This is a genomic window from Desulfotignum phosphitoxidans DSM 13687 (genome assembly GCF_000350545.1).
GTDB lineage: Bacteria > Desulfobacterota > Desulfobacteria > Desulfobacterales > Desulfobacteraceae > Desulfotignum > Desulfotignum phosphitoxidans.
The window spans coordinates 84,997-102,667 of sequence record NZ_APJX01000012.1; the positions used below are offsets into that span (position 1 = coordinate 84,997).

The window sequence follows — 17,671 nt, forward strand, 5'->3', positions numbered from 1 at the left end:
GCCAACCTAAAGGGCCAGACCTCCTTTGACATCCGCAAGGACCTTGTCGTCAAACAACCGGCGGACCAGGGTCAAGGCGAATTCCAGTGCCGTGCCCGCCCCTTTGCTGGTGATGCAGGGTCCGTCAATGACCACGTTGCGGTCCTGGACCGTGCCGCCCTCAATCCGGTCGGCAAATCCCGGATGGCAGGTCACGGCCCCGGGTGTGACCAGTCCCAGGGGATGAAGTACCACGGCCGGAGATGCACAGATAGCCCCATATAATTTTTTCTGTGCTGCCTGTTTTTTGAGCAGTTCTGCCAGCGTTTCTGATTTTTGAAGATTATCCGCCCCCGGAATGCCGCCTGGCAGGACAATCAGGTCAAAACTTTGCTCCCGGCAGTCTTTGATCAAACAGTCTGCTTTGAATTCAATGCCCCGGGCCGCTTTGATGGTCAGGTCATCCACCGATGCCACTACCACCCGGGCACCGGCCCGCCGAAGTACATCAATGATCGTAATGGCCTCCATCTCTTCGATTCCCTGGGCCACCGGCACCAATACGGTTTTTTCCATAATCACACCTCCGTCATTAGATGCTCGGCCATGCTCAGGCACGGACACTGTCCTGATGACCCAGCAACTGGTTTGTATACAAAGACGCGGTGATTTTCACCACCTTGATGATATGGTTTCTTGTGGCGGTTTTGTCTGTCACGGGTGAGTTGCGGAAAACCATGAGAATCCCGGTGATGGATGCCACAAACGCGTGGGAATAGATACGGGCCTGTTCCTTTGCCACACCGTGGCGACACAGTAATTCAGCAAACAGATCAAAAAATATTTTGGTGACTGAGTCGAATTTTCCCATGACCGGATGGGACAGGTTGTCTTTGAGCATCAGATAAGCCATCATCTGAAACGTGGATTCGTTATTGATGAGATGATCCACAAATTTTATGCCGAACTGCTCGATACTTGCGGGCTTATCGGTTTCAACCATGGTTTTGAACTCTTTGCTGGCAGCGGAGATATCCTGAAGAAAAGCCTCATTGAACAATGCCTGCTGACTGGGAAAATACCGGTAAATGGTCGCCGCGGATATACCGGCCTCGTCGGCCACTTCCCGCATGCCCACTTCATAAAACGGTTTTTTTGCAAACAATGCCAGAGCGGATTCAATGACAATCTGCTTTCTTGCCAGCTTTTCTTTTTCCTTTAATTCCGCAAATCGAGACTCAGCCAATAATGGAGTATCCTTCATTTAAAATAGTTAAAAAGGTTTTTTTGTGATGTTTTCCTTATCATGTGTTGATCTGTTAGACAAGGCAAAAGACCATTCTAATTTTTTCCTGTTGTATTGACGTTACTGCGCCATCTCTGCTATAGTGCGCCACTGTGAATGATCAGAGAAAAAATGCCATGAAAACACATACCAACAGAGATCGGTTCGATTTTGAAATCGGATACCTGACCCGCAGCCCCTGCCTGACCTGTGAAAATAAAAAAAATCTGCCCGGGTGTCATCAGGATTGCGCGGTTTTGGATATTATCCAGACCACCCTGGCCCGGGGCATCTCTTCCCAGGCCTCCGGTTATGGCAGCTGATTCCGGGGATGCGGCGATTTTTCCTGAACATGCCGTTTCTCTGGCCCATCGTTTTTTAACCCCGTCTCTGTTTGAGCGCCTGTCCCGGCTGAAAACCGACACCGGCTTCACCCTGGAACAGGCGATCCGGTCCGGTCGGGAAAACCCGGATTCTCATATCGGCATCTATGCCGGCGATGCACAAACCTATGCCCTGTTCAAGGAAATTTTCGATCCGGTGATCCGGACCTATCATCAAATCACCGGTCCCATCCGTCATATACCGCGCCTGGAGCCTCTGGACCTGCCGGATCTGGATCCCCACAACCAATTGATTGTTTCCACCCGGATCCGGGTGGCCAGAAACCTGTCCGGCCACGCGTTTTCCCCCAACATCACCACGCAAAACCGGCAGATCGTGGCCCGGCAGGTCCAGCAGGCCCTGGATGCCTTGCCTGAATCGCTCCAGGGACACTTTCACGCCATGGATGCATTGACCCTGGATCAAATTCAAAACCAGGCGTTTCAGGGCACGGCATTTTTACCCGGTGACCGGTTTCAGGCATCCGCCGGCATCAACCGGAACTTTCCTGTATCCCGGGGGGTGTTCACGAGCCATGACAGGACTTTTCGTGTCTGGATCAATGAAGAAGATCATCTGCGCATCATCTGTCTTGAAAAAACCGGGAATCTGTCAAAAGTTTTCAACCGGATGGTCTCTGCGTTGGCACACATCCGTGAACCGATTGATTTTGCATCTGATCCCAGGCTGGGATATCTGACCGCCTGTCCCACCAATATCGGGACCGCCATGCGGGCCGGCGTGCATATCCGGCTGCCCCATCTGGAAAATCACCCAAACCGGCTCAAAAGACTGGCATCCACCTATGGATTGCAGATCCGGGGAACCCTGGGGGAAAAAACCGCTGTAACAGAATCCGTGTTTGATATCAGTAACCGCTTCCGGCTGGGAACCGGCGAAACCCAACTCATTCAGACCCTGCACACCGGCATTGCCGCCATCATTGAAGCGGAAACACGGTTGGCAGAATCCGGTCCAGAATCCCCAGAACCATGAAAATCAGCATGGACAGATTAAGGGTGGTGAATCCGCCGGCCCCGGCGTAAGCCGGAAATCTTGTGAGAAAAAAACCCATCACTCCTGGCAGGACAAAAGCCATCCCGGCCAGGCTGGCTGAAACCCCCGGCAACACAATCCCGCCGTTGAGAAGAAACCAGAAAACACCTAAGCTGTAAACACAGACCCACACCAGAATCTGAAGAAAAAGTTCCGTTTTCGTCCACAGGCGGATAAATGTGGGAAACCGGTCCGCCCCCGGATCACAAACCGGCTGGGCCGCGGCCAGTACCAAAAAATGGGGGACCTGCCAGATGCCCATCACCAGCATCACCCCGAACAGTTGAATGCCTGTTCCATGGCACTGGGACGACGGCACCGCTGTCCACCCGATGGCCGGGGGCAGCATACCGCAGATCACACCGGGCCACACGGCAAACAGGGTTTTTTTCTTCAGCGGGGTGTACAGCCCATTGTAGCAGACCAGGGCCAGAATCCCCAGAATCCAGGGCAGATGCGTATCCAGCCCCCCGGCAAGAAGCGCCAGACCGGAAATAACCAGACCTGATGCCACCCATCCCGCCGTCTGCAAATCCACCCGATTCTTTACCAGGCACCGGTGCCGGGTTCTGGCAAACCAGCAGTCATACCGCCGGTCCTGAATATGATTGAGCACGGCAGCCCCGGCAGCCAGCAACCACACTCCGGCCCCAATGACCAGGGTATCGATCCCGGGGGCCGGAGCCGCCAGAATATGCCCGAAAATGCCGGACAAAGCGATAAATCCGGTGAGCCGGAACTTGGTCAGCTCGATTGCCGCACGGATACCGCTTGTTTCTACCATCCGTCATCCTCTTCCACCCATTCATCAAACGCGTCTTCAGACACCACCCGGACCACGCCGGTCATGTCCGCATGCCCTACCCCGCAGAACTCCGTGCATTGAAGAAAATACTCCCCAATGGTTTCCGGCAGAAACCAGGCATAGGTGGTCAGACCTTTCACCGCATCCACCTTGACCCTAAACGCCGGAATATACAGACTGTGAATCACATCCATGGAAGTGATGTTGAGTTTCACGGGCGTATTCACCGGTACCTGAAGTTCGTTTTCCGTTTCCTTGCCCGTGGGATAAATAAAAATCCAGGAAAAAGACTGGGCAATGACATCCACCTCCAAAGCCCCTTCGGGTACATTGCGCAGCCCGGTATAGGCCTGCCACCCGGACACGAACATGGCCAAAGCGATGAGGGTGGGAATGAATATCCAGGCGGTTTCCAGCTTCCAGTTTCCCCGGATATCCGCAGGCACCGGATGGCGGGATCGACGGTACCGGATCACAAAATAGATCATCACCAGAGTGATGGCAAACAGAAACACAAAAGAGAATCCAATGATGAAATAAAAAGACCGGTCCACCAGGACCGCCGGATTGATGATATCAGTCATGGGGTCTCCTCACCTGAATGCCACGTCCCAGAAAATAAACCCGATCATGACGGCCATAAACAGCACCGTGGCCAGAAACGACCATCGCAGTGTCCGGCCTTCCCAGCGCATGTGCATAAACACCAGCAGCACAAATCCGGCCTTGACCGATGCGATCATCAGAGTGATCCACACATTGACCCAGCCCAGGTCGATGGATGCGGCTCCCACGGTCACGCCGGTCAGCACCAGCAGGGCCGCCAGGGTCAGCCCCAGGGTTTTGTATCCAATAATATGGGGTTCAGATGCCATAGAGGACTCCTTGTGTCAGACCACCAGATAAAACAAGGGAAAAATAAAGATCCATATCAGGTCCACCAGGTGCCAGTACAGGCCTGAATTGTCCAGCATGGCATTGTTTTTGGGCGTGATCTTCTGCCGGGTGACCAGCACCAGACTCACGGCCAGCAATGTCATGCCGATGATGATGTGAAGCCCGTGAAGCCCGGTGGTCACGAAATACAGGCCAAAGAACAGATTTTGACCGCCCGGGCCGTCCACCAGCCGGTCCGATCCCGGATAAATGCCGTGTGCAAATTTATGCCCCCATTCAATATACTTGTTCACCAGAAATATCGCCCCGCAGGCCAGGGCCCCCCACAGGCCGGCCAGAGCGATTCGGTAGTGGGCCTTTTGCACCGCTGTGACGCCGGCGGCCACACAAAAACTGGAAATCAAGAGGATAATGGTGTTCACCACCCCGAAAAACAGATCCAGTTCTTTGGCACCGGCAATGAAATCTTCGGTGTATCCGGCAAAATACACGGCATACAAAACAAACAGACCGCCGAACAGGACAATCTCCGTATACAGAAACAGCCACATGCCCAGTTTTTTGCCGGTGGGGTCTGTGTGAGCCGTCATTTGCCCGTCTCCGGATCCATGGGTGCCGCACCAGGGCCGACGGCCGCCACCTTTGTAAAATCGTAAGGATAATCCATCACTTCCGGGTCTTTAGCAAAATTGTGCAAAGGCGGGGGCGAGGGAATGGTCCACTCCAGGGTGACCCCGCCCCAGGGATCATCCGCAGCAGCGGTGCGCTCCCTGGCCAGAGAAGTTAACAAATTCACCATCATCAGGCCGATGCCGGCAATCATGAACAACGCTCCGAATCCCGCAAAAAAATTACCGGCCGCATACTGGGGAAGATAGTCATAATAGCGCCGGGGCATGCCCTGGAGTCCCAACACAAACATGGGCACATAGTGCAGCATAAACCCGACCGTGACCAGAATGGCAGCGATATAGGCCTTTTTAAAATCATACATCTTTCCGAACATCTTGGGCCACCAGTAATGCAGGGCTGCAAAAAAGGCAAACCCCGTACCCCCGAACATGGTGAAATGAAAATGGGCCACCACAAAATGGGTGTCATGCACATGGATATTGGCCCCGGCCGCCCCCAGCACCAGCCCGGTGAGCCCGCCCACGGAAAACAGGTAAATAAAACACAGGGAAAACAATAGCGGCGGGGTCATCTCAATGGCCCCTTTGTACAGGGTGGCCACCCAGGAAAACACCTTAATGGCCGAAGGGATGGCCACCACAAAGGTGAGCAGAGAAAACACGAACACAGCCGTGTCACTCATGCCGCTGGTGTACATATGATGGGCCCATACCAGAGATCCGGCAATGGCAATGGCCAGAGACGAGGCCACAATGGCCTTGTACCCGAAGATCGATTTTCTGGCAGATACCGGGATAATCTCTGAAATCACGCCCATACCCGGCAGGATCATGATGTACACCGCCGGATGGGAATAGATCCAGAACAGATGCTGGTAAAGGATGGGGTCACCCCCCCGGGCCGGGTCAAACAGCCCCACATTGAAAAGCCGTTCCACCACCACCAGCACCAGAGTAATGGTGATCACCGGGGTGGCCAGCAGCTGGACCCAGGCCGTGGCGTACAAACTCCAGGTGAACAACGGCAACTGAAGCCATCCCATGGTTTTTGCCCGCATTTTGTGAATGGTGGTGATGAAATTGAGCCCGGTGAGCATGGAGGAAAATCCCAGGATGAATGCGGCGAACACGGCCGTGGACACATTGGTGTTGGTGGAAATGGAAAACGGTACGTAAAAGGTCCATCCGGTGTCGGGAAATCCGTCGGAAAACAGCGACACAATGGCCACGATGCCGCCGGCCATGTACAGATACCAGGACAGCAGATTGAGTCTGGGAAAATACACATCTTCGGCTCCGATGTGGATAGGCAGAAAAAAATTGCCGAAAATGGCGGGCAACGCCGGAATAATGAACAGAAAAATCATGATCACCCCGTGCAGCGTGAACACGGAATTATACATCTGGGCGCCCAGAACGGTTTTTCCCGGAAACATCAGTTCCAGGCGGATCAAGCCGCCCAGTGTCACGGCCAGCAAAAACCAGAACAGGATGGAAAACAAATACAAAAGGGCAATGCGTTTGTGATCAAAGGTGATCAGCCAGGACCGGATCCCGGTAAATCCTGCCGGCTCAGGGGTTTGGTAAAATGATGTCATGCCTGAATCTCCTTAACCCCCCGGCCGTCTGCGCCCGGTTTTCTTTCCCGGCCGGACCAGAAACACCACAAATCCGGCCAGCAGAATCAGAATCACAGTTCCCGTGATTCTGAACAGCCGGAACACATAGGTGTTATTTTCCGAATCATAATCAAAGCAGAAAGAAAGCACCCGCCGCTTGATGGACACCCCGGGTTTCCCTTTTCGGGCCTCGGTCAATGCCATGCCCAGGTCAAAAGGCAGAAACCCGGGGCCATACAGATAGCGGATTATTTTCCCGTCTTCTGCCAGCACCACCATGGCGTTGGGATGGATATATTCATGGGGCTTTTTCTTGACAAAATAATATCCCAGAGAATCGGTTACCCGCCGGATATTTTCCTCATCCCCGGTGAGATAGAACCAGTTTTCCAGAGGAAAATCGCGCTGGAGCAGGTTGGCATAATTGTTTTTGGCGGCCAGGGCATGGGAAGGGTCTTCATCATCTGAAAAACTCAAGGTAATGATATTGAACGCTTCCCCGGGCAGCTGGTCCACCCGGTTCAATGCCTTTGCCAGATCCGCCTGGAGAAACGTACACACCGACGGGCAGAAAAACCAGATGGGCAACAGCACCACAGGCTTGTCAAATATTTCCCGGATGGTGACTGACCGACCCTGGGCATCCAGAAACCGCGCCTCCAGGTCGATATACTGGCCCAGTCGTTCCTCGACTTTCACCTGACCTGCCAGCGCGTTTATGTCCGTCCCCTCATCCATGACCATGGCATCATGGTCATGATGGGGATCTGCCAGATTCACCCGTGTATTCCCGGCTGGATCATGAGGGGCATGATCCAGTCCGCCATCCTGTGCAAACCCGGGCACCGCAATGGTCAGCATCAGGCAGGTGACCCACCCTGCCATGGCCGGACCCGCAACTTTTCTGCAAAACATCATTTGATTTTGACAGCCTCACCCGTGGCAAAATCAATATCATATACCGTCCGAAACTGATGTCCGGCGATAAAGGAGTCCCTGCCCGTACCAAAGGCGATCATGACCCTTGTCTTGCCGTCTGTGCGTATGGGCTTGTCCCATTGTTCCAATGCGTTCACCAAACGGGTGAAAGAGAGGGTGGTCACCCCATTTTCCTCTTTTCCCGCCGGATCAATCACCTGATTGGTTCCCCCCAGTTTATCATCTGAAGAATGACCCCGTTTTCTGTCCGCAAAATGGTCTTCGATTCTCACCTTGCCGTTTTTAACGGCCCCGATAATAATATCGCCACCGCCCATGGCATCTTCCGGATCGATACCAATGGCAACCCAGCCCGTGGTTTTGGCACTCAATTCCATCTGGATCTGGTCACTGTCCAGTGTCCAGGACACGGTCATGTCTTTGACTTCCAGTTTGTGGGCATAGTCTGAAGCAAACAGGCTGCCCGGCAGAAAAACAGCTGCGGCCAGCATCAACAATCCGATTTTTTTCATCATTTTGACACCTTTTGCCTTTTTGTTATCATTGATCCTTATGAATGACTTAAATTTATAAAATTTCCGGCATTATCCATATTGGAGTTCGCCGCCGGAAAATCCCAGTCCGATGGCCACTAACGCCATGAGCACATACCATCCGGTGAGCCGGTTAAATCCGCGGTTTTCAGGATCATCCTTGATGGCGGTCACCAGCAGCAGCACGGTGAGAACAGCTGCCAGAAACATTTTCAGGACAATCAGAAACTCCCATTCGCCCCCGAACCGGTGCTGCCAGTCCAGGTAGCCGGTGAATATGGTGGGGATAACCCCCACAAGTGCCAGAATCACACAATGGTATCCGGTTTTTGCCAGCATTTTCATTCGGGGCAGAAAAGATACCAGCCGAAAGACCACTGCGCCGAGCACCATGCCCATGGGAATATGAGTCAACGCCGGATGAAGCGGATGGGTAAAACCGATACTGTTCAGGAAACCAAAAATAACATCTGTCATGGAATCACCTTTTCAAATTATTCATTATGAATTGACTGAAACGATTTCACAGTCATTGCAATAAAAATAATTTACCTTTACTATAATCTTAGCGATATCACAACCAATTCCTGATGTTTTACCATGGTGAAACCTGGAAAAAACCCATCCAAATCCAAAAGGAAGGTATGTATGGAAATCAAAATCACCTATTGTTCCGTTTGAAACTACGAACCACGGGCTGCCGGTCTGGCGGACCTCATTGAAAAAGAACTGCACATCACTCCGAAACTGGTTGCCGGCAGTAACGGCATTTATGAGATCACGGCCGGTCAAACCACTGTTTTTTCCAAACGCAAGGCCAAACGATTTCCTGACAACCAGGAAGTGATCGATCATTTGCGGCAACTTCTGCCATGAGAATCGTTTTCACGGTCATTTTGATCACCAGCCTGGTGCTGGTGATCCTGATTCCGGCAGGTCTGGTCATCATGGTCTTTGATCTGCACCCCCATATCCGGATTTCAGGGCCTGTGGCCGGGGCGGATATCCAGCGGGCCAGACAGATACTGGCCCCACTGAAATCCAGCCAAGAAAAATCCATGGCGTTGACATCTCTGACGATTTCGGAAAATGATCTGAACCTGCTGCTCACATATGGATTGACTCAGTTTGCCGATGTAGAAAAAATGGCATTTCAGGCCCACCTGTTTCCGGAAACCGCTGTGGTGTATGCCTCGATTCAGGTGTCGGACATTTTTCCAATCAAATGGATCAACCTGGCGGCGGCCGTGCATTTGCAACCCGGCAAACTAAAAATTCAGCAGCTGCGGGTCGGCCGTATCCAGGTCCCGGACCCCATTGTTCAATGGATGGCAGATCAAATCCATGCAAAGGGGATGGACACCCCCCGATATGCCCACGCCATATCTGTGGCCCGGCAGATACAGACCCTGGACATTGATAAGGACCGGCTAACCCTGGAATTCCAGTGGAATCCGCTGATACTGGCAACCCTGACAGGTGAGGCAAAAAAGCAGCTGTTCTCTTCAGAACATCAGAAACGCCTGATTGAATACCACAATTATCTGGTCAAACTGTCTTCATCCTTCAGGCAAAAGAAACAATCTTTAAGTGCCGTTATGAAACCGTTGTTCCGGCGGGCCGTGGAAAATACGGCCCTGTCTCAGGACCCGGTCTCTGAAAACACGGCTGTTCTCCAGGTGATGGCGGCTTATGTCATGAATCAGGATCTGGGCGGGTTTCTGTCTCCGGATATCCGGCATACAGTTTCATCATCCCGGCCCGATGTCGTCTTTGTGCTGTATGGCCGGGAGGATCTGGCCCAGCATTTTCTCTCCTCTGCCGCCATCACGGTACTGGCTTCCGGCAAACTGGCCCGGTCCATGGGAATGGCCAAAGAAATGGAGGATGCACAGACGAAATCCGGATACAGTTTTGTGGATATCAGTGCCAACGAAGCCGGGATCCGGCTGGCTGAATTTGCCGTTTCAGGGCCTGTCAATGCCCGGCTGATGCAGCAGCGGGCAGCGGAACTATCCCGGGAGAATCAATTCATGCCCGATATCAAACATCTACCTGAAAACATGACTGCCGAAGCGTTCCAGAATCAGTTCAACTCCCCCCATTCCGCTGCCTTTGCCCGAATCATGCATCAAATCGAATCCAGCATCGATGCCTGTCACATCCACCAAAACTGAAAAAGGCTGCCCTTTGGGGGCAGCCTTTTCAGAAAAGGAAAAAAAGATGAAAAAACTAATTGGCGATTAGTTGTAAATGAGTAATGCAATGCACATGCCAACCAGAATATTTTTTTGCAGATATAATAAAATTGCCGCCATCTTCCCTTTTTACAGTGCGTTTCAATGGGCCGGAATCATGGCTGGGTCCATTTTGATCCATACCTGCCAAAAAACAGGGCCCCCGCCTGTTCACAATTTTGAACTTTTCAATGCAACCCACCCGCTGATTCATGAAATAAAAAATTATAACCTTTTGAAATCAAAGAACATTACAACCCAAAACCCTGAAATTCATAAATTTGAACCGCTATTTTTTGGCTGTTTTCGGTTTCGGGGCCGGGGGCGCATCTCCGGATTTTTCCGCTGGTTTTTTCGGTTTGGCCGATGCCTGTTTTTTGGGGTTGATTCCCCTCAGGATCGGCATCACCACATCCTTTTTCTCAGCCAGGAGCAAAGAAATTTTTTCCATCTGATCTTCAGGCAGCTTCAGTTCTGATTTATCGAGGAATTCAAACAAATTGTCGGCAATATCAAGCATTTTATCATAAGCGTCTGCTTCCTTTTTTGTCGCAAATGTCATTTTTTCCTCTCCGTTCCTGACCACAATGTATTTGACAACGACTGCCATACCCTCTCCTTATATCGAAAATAACGTATCCACAGTGACAAGCAATAAAACCAGGGCCCGGAATCCCATCCACCGGCCCTGGCTTTTCATTGTATCTGAAAAGGTCCGTATTTGTCTATACTTCAGGCCTTGGATAAAGCCCGCTTTTTTCAACTATTTCCGGCACTTTTTCTTCCCATTCAATGGCCATGATGTGAAACCCCGCGATTCCGGGCACTTCCTTGAGTTCCTGGATATGCTCCACGCAGATCTGGATGCCTTCCTGGGCCTGGTGCTTTTTTTCCACGCCCGCCAGCCGCTGGATAATTTCATCGGGCACATCCATGCCCGGCACCTTGTTTTTCATGTACTTGGCCATACCCACAGACTTCATGGGCGTCATGCCGGCCATGATAAAAACCTTTTCCGTCAATCCCCGGTCAGAAGCCCTGCGCATCCACTCCTTGAATTTATCGATATTGTAGATGCACTGGGTCTGGATGAATTCCGCCCCACAGGCAATTTTCTTGGCCAGCCTGGGCACCCGGATCTCAAACGGATCGGCAAACGGATTGGCCGCCGCTCCCACAAAAAGTCTGGGCGGCCGCTTGATATCGTCTCCGCCCAGAAACTTGCCTTCATCCCGCATATACCGGACGGTCTGCACCAGCTGCATGGAATCTAAGTCATGCACATTCTGGCCCTGGGCACAGTCCCCAAAACTCTGATGATCGCCGGACAGACACAGCATGTTGGAAATATCAAACGAGGCGGCCCCCAGAATATCGCTTTGCAGGGCCACCCGGTTTCTGTCTCTTGTCACCATCTGCAGCACCGGTTCAATGCCCAGCAGTTTTAAATGAACACAGGCGGCCAGAGAGGACATCCTTGTCATGGCGGTCTGGTTGTCCGTGACATTCACCGCATCCACATAATCTTTGATCAGCATCCCTTTTTTCTTGATCTCTTCCGGATCACTGCCCCGGGGCGGCCCGCATTCGGATGTCACACCCAGGTGTCCGGCCTTTAACACGCGCTCCAGTCTGCTGTCGCTCACATATTCGCTCATATCTTCACATCCTCCCTGGTTACGGTTCTGGGTCCGCCGGCCCGGTCAGTGGACCAGTCTTTCACAGGGGCGACTATTTCGTAATCATCCATCTTCCCCAGGGCTTTGAGCCGGTCGATGATCAGCTGCCAGGCACAGTCCGTGTCCTTGGAAATTTCACACTTGCCGTTGGTGGAACCGCCGCAGGGCCCGTTGAGCACCCGTTTGGCACACCGGGACACCGGGCAGATGCCGCCGGTGCGGGCCAGCACACACGACCCGCAGGCCTGGCACCGTTCCGTCCACAGGCCCCGGTCCTCATTGGCGCCTAAGCAGACCGTGTTGACACCCGGCAACACCGGTGTGGTCATATATTTTTCCGCAGCAAACTGAACCCCCACGCCGCAGGCCAGAGATATGACAGCATCATACTGGTCGATCACATCCCGGATCTCCTCTAAATATTCATGATCGCACTGACGCTCCAGGGTTCGCTCATCAATGGTTTTTTCCCGATCCTGGGCCATGAAATTCATTCGAAGGACCGATGCCAGGACCTCCACCTCTTTTTTACCCCCGGCCTCACAGACCGTGACGCATTCATTGCATCCCAGCACCAGAATGCGGTCATAGGCCTCAACTTCCCGGATAATCTCTTCAATGGGTTTTTTCTCTGCTATTATCATGCTCACCTCTTGCTTAGGCGGTTAAAATAGTTCTTTTTCAGGCAGCATCGGCCTTTTGGGTCTTGCGTTGTTTTGCCAGTCTAATGGGGCTGGGCCCCATTTCCTTGACACGATTGACCATTTCCGTGGAATACTGGGCAAACAAAGGGCCTTCACCGGAAGACAGGTTGTACATCCTCACCCGGTCTTTGCCGACTCCGATTTTTTCCAGAACTTTGGCAGCCTGTTCCACCCGTTTTCTCGCTCTGAAATTGCCCTCGTTGAAATGACAGTCCCCCTCCATGCATCCCACCACATACACCCCGTCGGCCCCTTTTTCAAAGGCACGCAGAATGTGGATGATATCAACCTTTCCGGTACAGGGGACCCGGATAATTCTGAAATTTGTCGGTATTTTCAGCCTCATGGAACCTGCCAGGTCCGCAGCGGAATACCCTCAGTAGTTACAGCAGAACGCCAGAATGACCGGTTCAAATTCTTTTGTCATATCATACCTCCTCCAGCAGGGATTCCACCTTGCTGAGCAATGAGTCATCTTCGTACCAGTTGAGCTTGATGGCCTTGGCCGGGCATTCCGAAGCGCAGACCCCGCAACCCTGGCACAGGGCCGGGTCGATGTACGAAACCCCGTTTTCATCCATTACCGGCACATGATAGGGACAGGATCGGACACAGACCAGGCAGGAAGCGCATCGATCCTGATCCACTTCCGCCACCACCGCAGACAGGGTCAGAAACTCCTGGGACAGATAGGTGGCGGCCCGGGATGCGGCAGCCATGGCCTGGGCCACGGTTTCCGTGATCAGCTTGGGCCCGTGGGCCGTACCGCAGATGAACACCCCTTCCGTGCCCCCGTCCACCGGCCGGAGCTTGACATGAGCTTCCATGAAAAACCCTTCCGCGTTGCGCTGGGCCTTGATAATATGGGACAGCTCCTTGGTATCTGTGGCTATCACCCCGGCGGACAATGCCACCACATCGGCGTCCGCCTCAATATACTGTCCCAGCACATGATCCATGAACGTGACGGTGAGCCCGCCGTCGGCCGATTTTTCCACCCGGGGCGGATCCTCTTTGCTGAACCGGGAAAAGATCACGCCCATGTTCCGGGCTTTGGTGTAATACGCCTCCATCATGGAATAGGTTCTCATATCCCGGTACAGAATAAACACATCCGTGTCCGGGCTTTGTTCCTTGATGGCAATGGCGTTTTTCACGGCATTCTGGCAGCAGATCCGGGAACAGTTGGGATTGGTCTCGTTCCGGGACCCCACACACTGGATCATGATCACCCGGTCCGGATTGCCGAATGTGTTGTCTGCCAGCCGGTCCGCCAGTTCCAGCTGGGTCACCACGGCATCGCTGTCATTGTACAGATATTCCGTGGGCTGATACTCGCCACCGCCTGTGGCCACGATCATCACGCCATGATCGATCTTTTTCTGCTTCATGTCCGGCCCCACCAGCACTTCGGTCTTGAAATTGCCTTTGTACCCGCCGAATTCCACCACCAGGGCCTGCTTGAGCACATCGATATGCGCATGGGTTTCCACGGCATCCGCCAGTTCCTTGACAAACGCCTGGATATCATCCCCCTCGATGGTATGGTGCAATCGCCGTCCCAAACCGCCCAGGGTGTCTTCCTTTTCCAGGAGCGTGACATGGAACCCCTGGTCTGCCAGAGCTTTGGCCGAAGTCATCCCGGCGATACCGCCGCCGACGACCAATGCCTTGTCAATGATGGAGATCTTTTTGTCATGCAAAGGTCCCAGGATACTGACCCGGGCCACCGCCATGCGGATCAGGTCTTTGGCCTTGGCCGTGGCTTTTTCCGGTTCATGATAATGCATCCAGGAATCCTGGTTCCGGATATTGGCCATTTCAAACAGGTACTTGTTCAAACCGGCTTCCTCCAGGGTGTCCATGAAGATCCCCTCATGGGTCTTGGGGGTACACGAGGCCACCACCACCCGGTTGAGCTGGTATTCGTCAATGATCTCTTTGATGGACACCTGGGTATCCTGGGAACAGGTGAACAGATTTTCACCGGTATACACCACATTGGGCAGATTCCCCGCATATGCCGCCACATCATCCACATCAATGACTCCGGCAATGTTGATCCCGCATTTACACACAAACACCCCCACCCGGGGGTCTTCACCCAGCACATCCCGTTCCGTGGGCAATGTCACGGTTTTCGTCAATGAATGACGGGCCGGGGCCAGATGCCGGCCGGCGGCACAGGCCGCGCCTGAGGCTTCGGTCACGGAAGAAGCGATATCTTTGGGTCCCTGAAACGTGCCGGACACATACACACCCGGCCGGCTGGTCTCCAGGGGATTAAAGGTCGACGTTTCCACGAAATTGTACGGATTGAGCGCCACGCCGATGCGGTTTGCCAGATCCACACTGTGTTTGGGGATGACCAGCCCCACGGACAGGATCACCATGTCAAATACTTCCTCATGGATCTTTCCCTGTTCATCCGCGTATTTCAGAATCAGGTTGTCGGTTCCCGGCTCTTCGATCACGGAATGGATCCGGGATTTCACAAACCGCACCCCGTCCTGTTCCAATGCCCTGAGATAATATTTTTCATAATCTTTGCCGAATGTCCGCACATCCATATTGAATATCACGGTATCCAGCTCTTTTTCCGAATGCTCCTTGGCGATCATGGCATCTTTGATGGCATACATGCAGCACACCGACGAACAATACCCGTTGCCGCACCGGTTGGTGTCCCGGGAACCGATACACTGAAGCCAGGCGATCTTTTCCGGTTCTTTGCCGTCGGAAGGCCGCACCAGATGCCCCATGGTGGGGCCGCCCGCAGACAGAATCCGCTCAAATTCCAGAGAGGTCATGACATTTTGGGATCGTTTGTACATATAGGTGTCATCCAAGTCTGCGGGATCAAACGTGTCCGCGCCCGTGGTCATGATCACCGACCCCACTTGGACATCCCTGACTTTTGGCACCTGATCGTGCTCCACGGCCCCGGCCAGACAGACCTCCACACACTGGTAACATTCGGAACAGATGCCGCAGGACAGGCACCGGGCCGCTTCCTGATCAATGAGTTCCCTGGCAAGGGCCTGGGTGACTTCTTTAAAATTGCCTTCCCGCCGGGCCGGCGGCAGTTTTTCCGGCTGCATTCTCGGAATATTCGGCACATCCGTGATTTCCGGTTTGTCATATTCCCAGGATTTTTCCCGGCCTTCGGCCAGGTCCAACCCATTGATGAACCGGTGAATACTTTCCGCCGCAGTCTTACCCGAAGCCACGGCATCCACCACGGACTTGGGGCCGTAAAATGCATCCCCTCCGGCAAACACCCAGTCAACAGGGGTCTGCAACGTAACCGGGTCCGCTTCATACCCGCCGGGCCGGGTCAGTGAGATGCCCTGATCTTTGGCAAACCCGGTTTCCCCCATCTGTCCGATGGCCACAATCACATTGTCCACTTCATATGAGGTGAGTTGACAGTCATCGTACTGAGGATTGAACCGCCCGTTTTCGTCAAATACCGAGGTACATTCCTGAAAAGCGACTTCCGTCACCTGCCCGTCGTCATTGCCGTAGAACCGCATCGGTCCTTTGCTGTTCACGATATTGACTTTTTCTTCAATGGCTTCTTCAATCTCGTAATCCCAGGCCGGCATTTCATCGCGTTTTTCCAGACACACCATGGTAACATCGTCCGCTCCCAGGCGCCGGGCCGTCAACGCCACGTCCACGGCCACGTTGCCGCCGCCGATCACAATGGTTTTTCCGGTCAGTTTCTCCGCCTTGCCCAATGCGGCATCCTGCAGAAATGTCGTGCCCTTGAGAATGCCTTTCAGATCTTCGCCCTTCACGCCCAAAGCCCGGGACCCATGCAGGCCCGTGGCCATGAAAACGGCGGAGAAACCGTCTTTTTTCAGGCTGTCCAGGGTGATGTCTTTTCCGAATTCCACGCCGGTCTTGATCGTCACCCCTAAGGCTTCGATCACGGCGATCTCTTTTTCCAGTTGTGCCTTGGGCAGCCGGTATTCCGGAATCCCCACGGCCATCATACCGCCTTTTACCGGCAGTTTTTCGTACACCGTGACGGTATAGCCTTTCTGGGCCAGGTAATATGCTGCCGTCAGGCCGGCCGGGCCGGAACCGATAATGGCGATTTTTTCTTCGCGTTTTTCACCGACTTCAGGGACCCAGGGTGATGCTTCTTCAAAATCCAGATCCGCCAGAAACCGGTGCAGGTACTGGATGGCCAGGGGCTGATCCGCATCGCCTCTGGTACACACGGATTCGCAGGGATGGTGACAGACCCGGCCGCAGGATCCGGGAAACGGGTGTTCCTGTTTAAACAGCTTCAGCGCTTCCGCATATTTACCCTGCTGCATCAGGGCGATAAATCCCTGAATGGACACATGGGCCGGACAGGTCGCTTTACACGGAGCCACCGACCGCTTGGAAATGCCGTACGCCCCGGGAATGGCTTGTTCATATTGTTTAAAAATGGCTTTACGATTGTTCAGGCCCTGGTTATGTTCACTGGACACATCGACAGGACAGACTTTGGTACATTCGCCGCAGGATGTGCATTTGGAAATATCTACAAATCGCGGATTTTCCCTGATTCTGGCCGTGAAATTCCCCTGTTCTCCTTCCAGTTCAAGCAATTCGGTATTCGTCAATAGTTCAATGTTCAGATGCCGGCCGACCTCGACCAGTTTGGGTGAAATCACTCACATCGTACAGTCGTTGGTTGGAAACGTCTTGTCCAACTGAGCCATCATCCCCCCGATGGCATAGGATTTTTCAACCAGATAGACATAATAGCCGGAATTGGCCAGATCAATGGCGGACTGCATACCTGCAATCCCGCCACCCAGAACCATGACAGAGCCGACAAGGTCACTGCTCGGTGTCACCTTTTGCGTCATCACAAACCTCCTACCTTAAGATTTCGCCTCAGTCGTGCATGTATCTTT

Annotated in this window: 19 protein-coding genes; 4 read left to right on the forward strand and 15 right to left on the reverse strand. The window is 53.1% G+C overall.

Features of this window, described 5'->3' with window-relative positions; genetic code table 11:
• Positions 1-6 precede the first annotated feature (6 nt).
• The gene (locus DPO_RS20245) at positions 7-555 is read right to left on the reverse strand and encodes a DJ-1 family glyoxalase III (RefSeq protein WP_006968239.1); all 549 of its coding nucleotides are present in this window, start codon (positions 553-555) and stop codon (positions 7-9) included.
• A 34-nt stretch (positions 556-589) separates the two neighbouring features.
• Positions 590-1,225 carry a TetR/AcrR family transcriptional regulator gene (locus DPO_RS20250; protein WP_006968240.1) on the reverse strand — a complete coding sequence of 212 codons (636 nt, stop codon included), beginning with the start codon at positions 1,223-1,225 and terminating at the stop codon, positions 590-592.
• Positions 1,226-1,401: 176 nt separating this feature from the next.
• On the opposite strand from DPO_RS20250, the gene DPO_RS20255 reads away from it, so the two are divergent.
• Positions 1,402-1,587 carry a hypothetical protein gene (locus DPO_RS20255; RefSeq protein ID WP_006968241.1) on the forward strand — a complete coding sequence of 62 codons (186 nt, stop codon included), beginning with the start codon at positions 1,402-1,404 and terminating at the stop codon, positions 1,585-1,587.
• Positions 1,577-2,644 carry a phosphagen kinase gene (locus DPO_RS20260; RefSeq protein WP_006968242.1) on the forward strand — a complete coding sequence of 356 codons (1,068 nt, stop codon included), beginning with the start codon at positions 1,577-1,579 and terminating at the stop codon, positions 2,642-2,644. The genes DPO_RS20255 and DPO_RS20260 overlap by 11 nt, the downstream gene beginning before the upstream one ends.
• Here the strand turns inward: DPO_RS20260 and DPO_RS24180 are convergent.
• The 8 genes from DPO_RS24180 to DPO_RS20300 all read right to left on the reverse strand — a co-directional run bounded on the left by DPO_RS24180 (position 2,589) and on the right by DPO_RS20300 (position 8,606).
• Positions 2,589-3,488 carry a UbiA family prenyltransferase gene (locus tag DPO_RS24180; protein WP_006968243.1) on the reverse strand — a complete coding sequence of 300 codons (900 nt, stop codon included), beginning with the start codon at positions 3,486-3,488 and terminating at the stop codon, positions 2,589-2,591. The two genes, DPO_RS20260 and DPO_RS24180, sit on opposite strands and share 56 nt — an antisense overlap.
• Positions 3,482-4,093, reverse strand: coding sequence for a cytochrome c oxidase subunit II (coxB, locus tag DPO_RS20270; RefSeq protein ID WP_006968244.1), 612 nt, complete (start codon positions 4,091-4,093; stop codon positions 3,482-3,484). Before coxB ends, DPO_RS24180 begins: the two co-directional genes overlap by 7 nt.
• A gap of 9 nt (positions 4,094-4,102) precedes the next feature.
• Entirely contained in the window at positions 4,103-4,384 is a 282-nt protein-coding gene (locus tag DPO_RS20275) for a cytochrome C oxidase subunit IV family protein (protein WP_006968245.1), read from the reverse strand.
• 15 nt (positions 4,385-4,399) lie between these two features.
• On the reverse strand, positions 4,400-4,996 hold the full coding sequence (locus DPO_RS20280) for a cytochrome c oxidase subunit 3 family protein (protein ID WP_006968246.1): 597 nt from the start codon (positions 4,994-4,996) through the stop codon (positions 4,400-4,402).
• Positions 4,993-6,636, reverse strand: a complete 1,644-nt coding sequence (locus DPO_RS20285) for a cytochrome c oxidase subunit I (protein ID WP_006968247.1) — start codon at positions 6,634-6,636, stop codon at positions 4,993-4,995. Before DPO_RS20285 ends, DPO_RS20280 begins: the two co-directional genes overlap by 4 nt.
• A gap of 12 nt (positions 6,637-6,648) precedes the next feature.
• Positions 6,649-7,542 (reverse strand): SCO family protein, encoded by an 894-nt coding sequence (locus DPO_RS20290; protein WP_236610010.1) that lies wholly within the window; start codon positions 7,540-7,542, stop codon positions 6,649-6,651.
• 29 nt (positions 7,543-7,571) lie between these two features.
• Entirely contained in the window at positions 7,572-8,111 is a 540-nt protein-coding gene (locus tag DPO_RS20295) for a DOMON domain-containing protein (protein WP_006968249.1), read from the reverse strand.
• Positions 8,112-8,180: 69 nt separating this feature from the next.
• Positions 8,181-8,606 (reverse strand): DUF2231 domain-containing protein, encoded by a 426-nt coding sequence (locus DPO_RS20300; RefSeq protein WP_006968250.1) that lies wholly within the window; start codon positions 8,604-8,606, stop codon positions 8,181-8,183.
• 258 nt (positions 8,607-8,864) lie between these two features.
• Here DPO_RS20300 and DPO_RS26780 point away from each other — a divergent pair, with 258 nt between their 5' ends.
• Both DPO_RS26780 and DPO_RS20310 read left to right on the forward strand, forming a co-directional pair.
• A complete protein-coding gene (locus tag DPO_RS26780; RefSeq protein WP_337833253.1) occupies positions 8,865-9,005 on the forward strand; it encodes an Rdx family protein in 141 nt (46 codons plus the stop codon).
• Positions 9,002-10,306, forward strand: coding sequence for a hypothetical protein (locus DPO_RS20310; protein ID WP_006968251.1), 1,305 nt, complete (start codon positions 9,002-9,004; stop codon positions 10,304-10,306). The genes DPO_RS26780 and DPO_RS20310 overlap by 4 nt, the downstream gene beginning before the upstream one ends.
• Before the next feature lie 349 nt (positions 10,307-10,655).
• Here the strand turns inward: DPO_RS20310 and DPO_RS20315 are convergent, their stop codons facing one another.
• The 5 genes from DPO_RS20315 to DPO_RS20335 form a co-directional block, all read right to left on the reverse strand.
• Entirely contained in the window at positions 10,656-10,976 is a 321-nt protein-coding gene (locus DPO_RS20315) for a YebG family protein (RefSeq protein WP_006968252.1), read from the reverse strand.
• A gap of 115 nt (positions 10,977-11,091) precedes the next feature.
• Entirely contained in the window at positions 11,092-12,024 is a 933-nt protein-coding gene (locus DPO_RS20320; protein WP_006968253.1) for a methylenetetrahydrofolate reductase, read from the reverse strand.
• On the reverse strand, positions 12,021-12,689 hold the full coding sequence (locus DPO_RS20325) for a methylenetetrahydrofolate reductase C-terminal domain-containing protein (RefSeq protein ID WP_006968254.1): 669 nt from the start codon (positions 12,687-12,689) through the stop codon (positions 12,021-12,023). Before DPO_RS20325 ends, DPO_RS20320 begins: the two co-directional genes overlap by 4 nt.
• 37 nt (positions 12,690-12,726) lie before the next feature.
• Complete coding sequence (locus DPO_RS20330; protein ID WP_268870648.1) at positions 12,727-13,176, reverse strand: hydrogenase iron-sulfur subunit; 450 nt, start codon at positions 13,174-13,176, stop codon at positions 12,727-12,729.
• A 1-nt stretch (position 13,177) separates the two neighbouring features.
• Entirely contained in the window at positions 13,178-17,623 is a 4,446-nt protein-coding gene (locus DPO_RS20335) for an FAD-dependent oxidoreductase (protein ID WP_152427759.1), read from the reverse strand.
• Positions 17,624-17,671 lie beyond the last annotated feature (48 nt).

Bases quoted from the DNA above. Each gene is read 5' to 3' on its own strand.
- DPO_RS20245 (WP_006968239.1), bottom strand. From the start codon at position 555: ATGGAAAAAACCGTATTGGTGCCGGTGGCCCAGGGAATCGAAGAGATG.
- DPO_RS20255 (WP_006968241.1), top strand. From the start codon at position 1,402: ATGAAAACACATACCAACAGAGATCGGTTCGATTTTGAAATCGGATAC.
- DPO_RS20260 (WP_006968242.1), top strand. From the start codon at position 1,577: ATGGCAGCTGATTCCGGGGATGCGGCGATTTTTCCTGAACATGCCGTT.
- DPO_RS24180 (WP_006968243.1), bottom strand. From the start codon at position 3,488: ATGGTAGAAACAAGCGGTATCCGTGCGGCAATCGAGCTGACCAAGTTC.
- coxB (WP_006968244.1), bottom strand. From the start codon at position 4,093: ATGACTGATATCATCAATCCGGCGGTCCTGGTGGACCGGTCTTTTTAT.
- DPO_RS20275 (WP_006968245.1), bottom strand. From the start codon at position 4,384: ATGGCATCTGAACCCCATATTATTGGATACAAAACCCTGGGGCTGACC.
- DPO_RS20280 (WP_006968246.1), bottom strand. From the start codon at position 4,996: ATGACGGCTCACACAGACCCCACCGGCAAAAAACTGGGCATGTGGCTG.
- DPO_RS20285 (WP_006968247.1), bottom strand. From the start codon at position 6,636: ATGACATCATTTTACCAAACCCCTGAGCCGGCAGGATTTACCGGGATC.
- DPO_RS20290 (WP_236610010.1), bottom strand. From the start codon at position 7,542: ATGGCAGGGTGGGTCACCTGCCTGATGCTGACCATTGCGGTGCCCGGG.
- DPO_RS20295 (WP_006968249.1), bottom strand. From the start codon at position 8,111: ATGATGAAAAAAATCGGATTGTTGATGCTGGCCGCAGCTGTTTTTCTG.
- DPO_RS20300 (WP_006968250.1), bottom strand. From the start codon at position 8,606: ATGACAGATGTTATTTTTGGTTTCCTGAACAGTATCGGTTTTACCCAT.
- DPO_RS20310 (WP_006968251.1), top strand. From the start codon at position 9,002: ATGAGAATCGTTTTCACGGTCATTTTGATCACCAGCCTGGTGCTGGTG.
- DPO_RS20315 (WP_006968252.1), bottom strand. From the start codon at position 10,976: ATGGCAGTCGTTGTCAAATACATTGTGGTCAGGAACGGAGAGGAAAAA.
- DPO_RS20320 (WP_006968253.1), bottom strand. From the start codon at position 12,024: ATGAGCGAATATGTGAGCGACAGCAGACTGGAGCGCGTGTTAAAGGCC.
- DPO_RS20325 (WP_006968254.1), bottom strand. From the start codon at position 12,689: ATGATAATAGCAGAGAAAAAACCCATTGAAGAGATTATCCGGGAAGTT.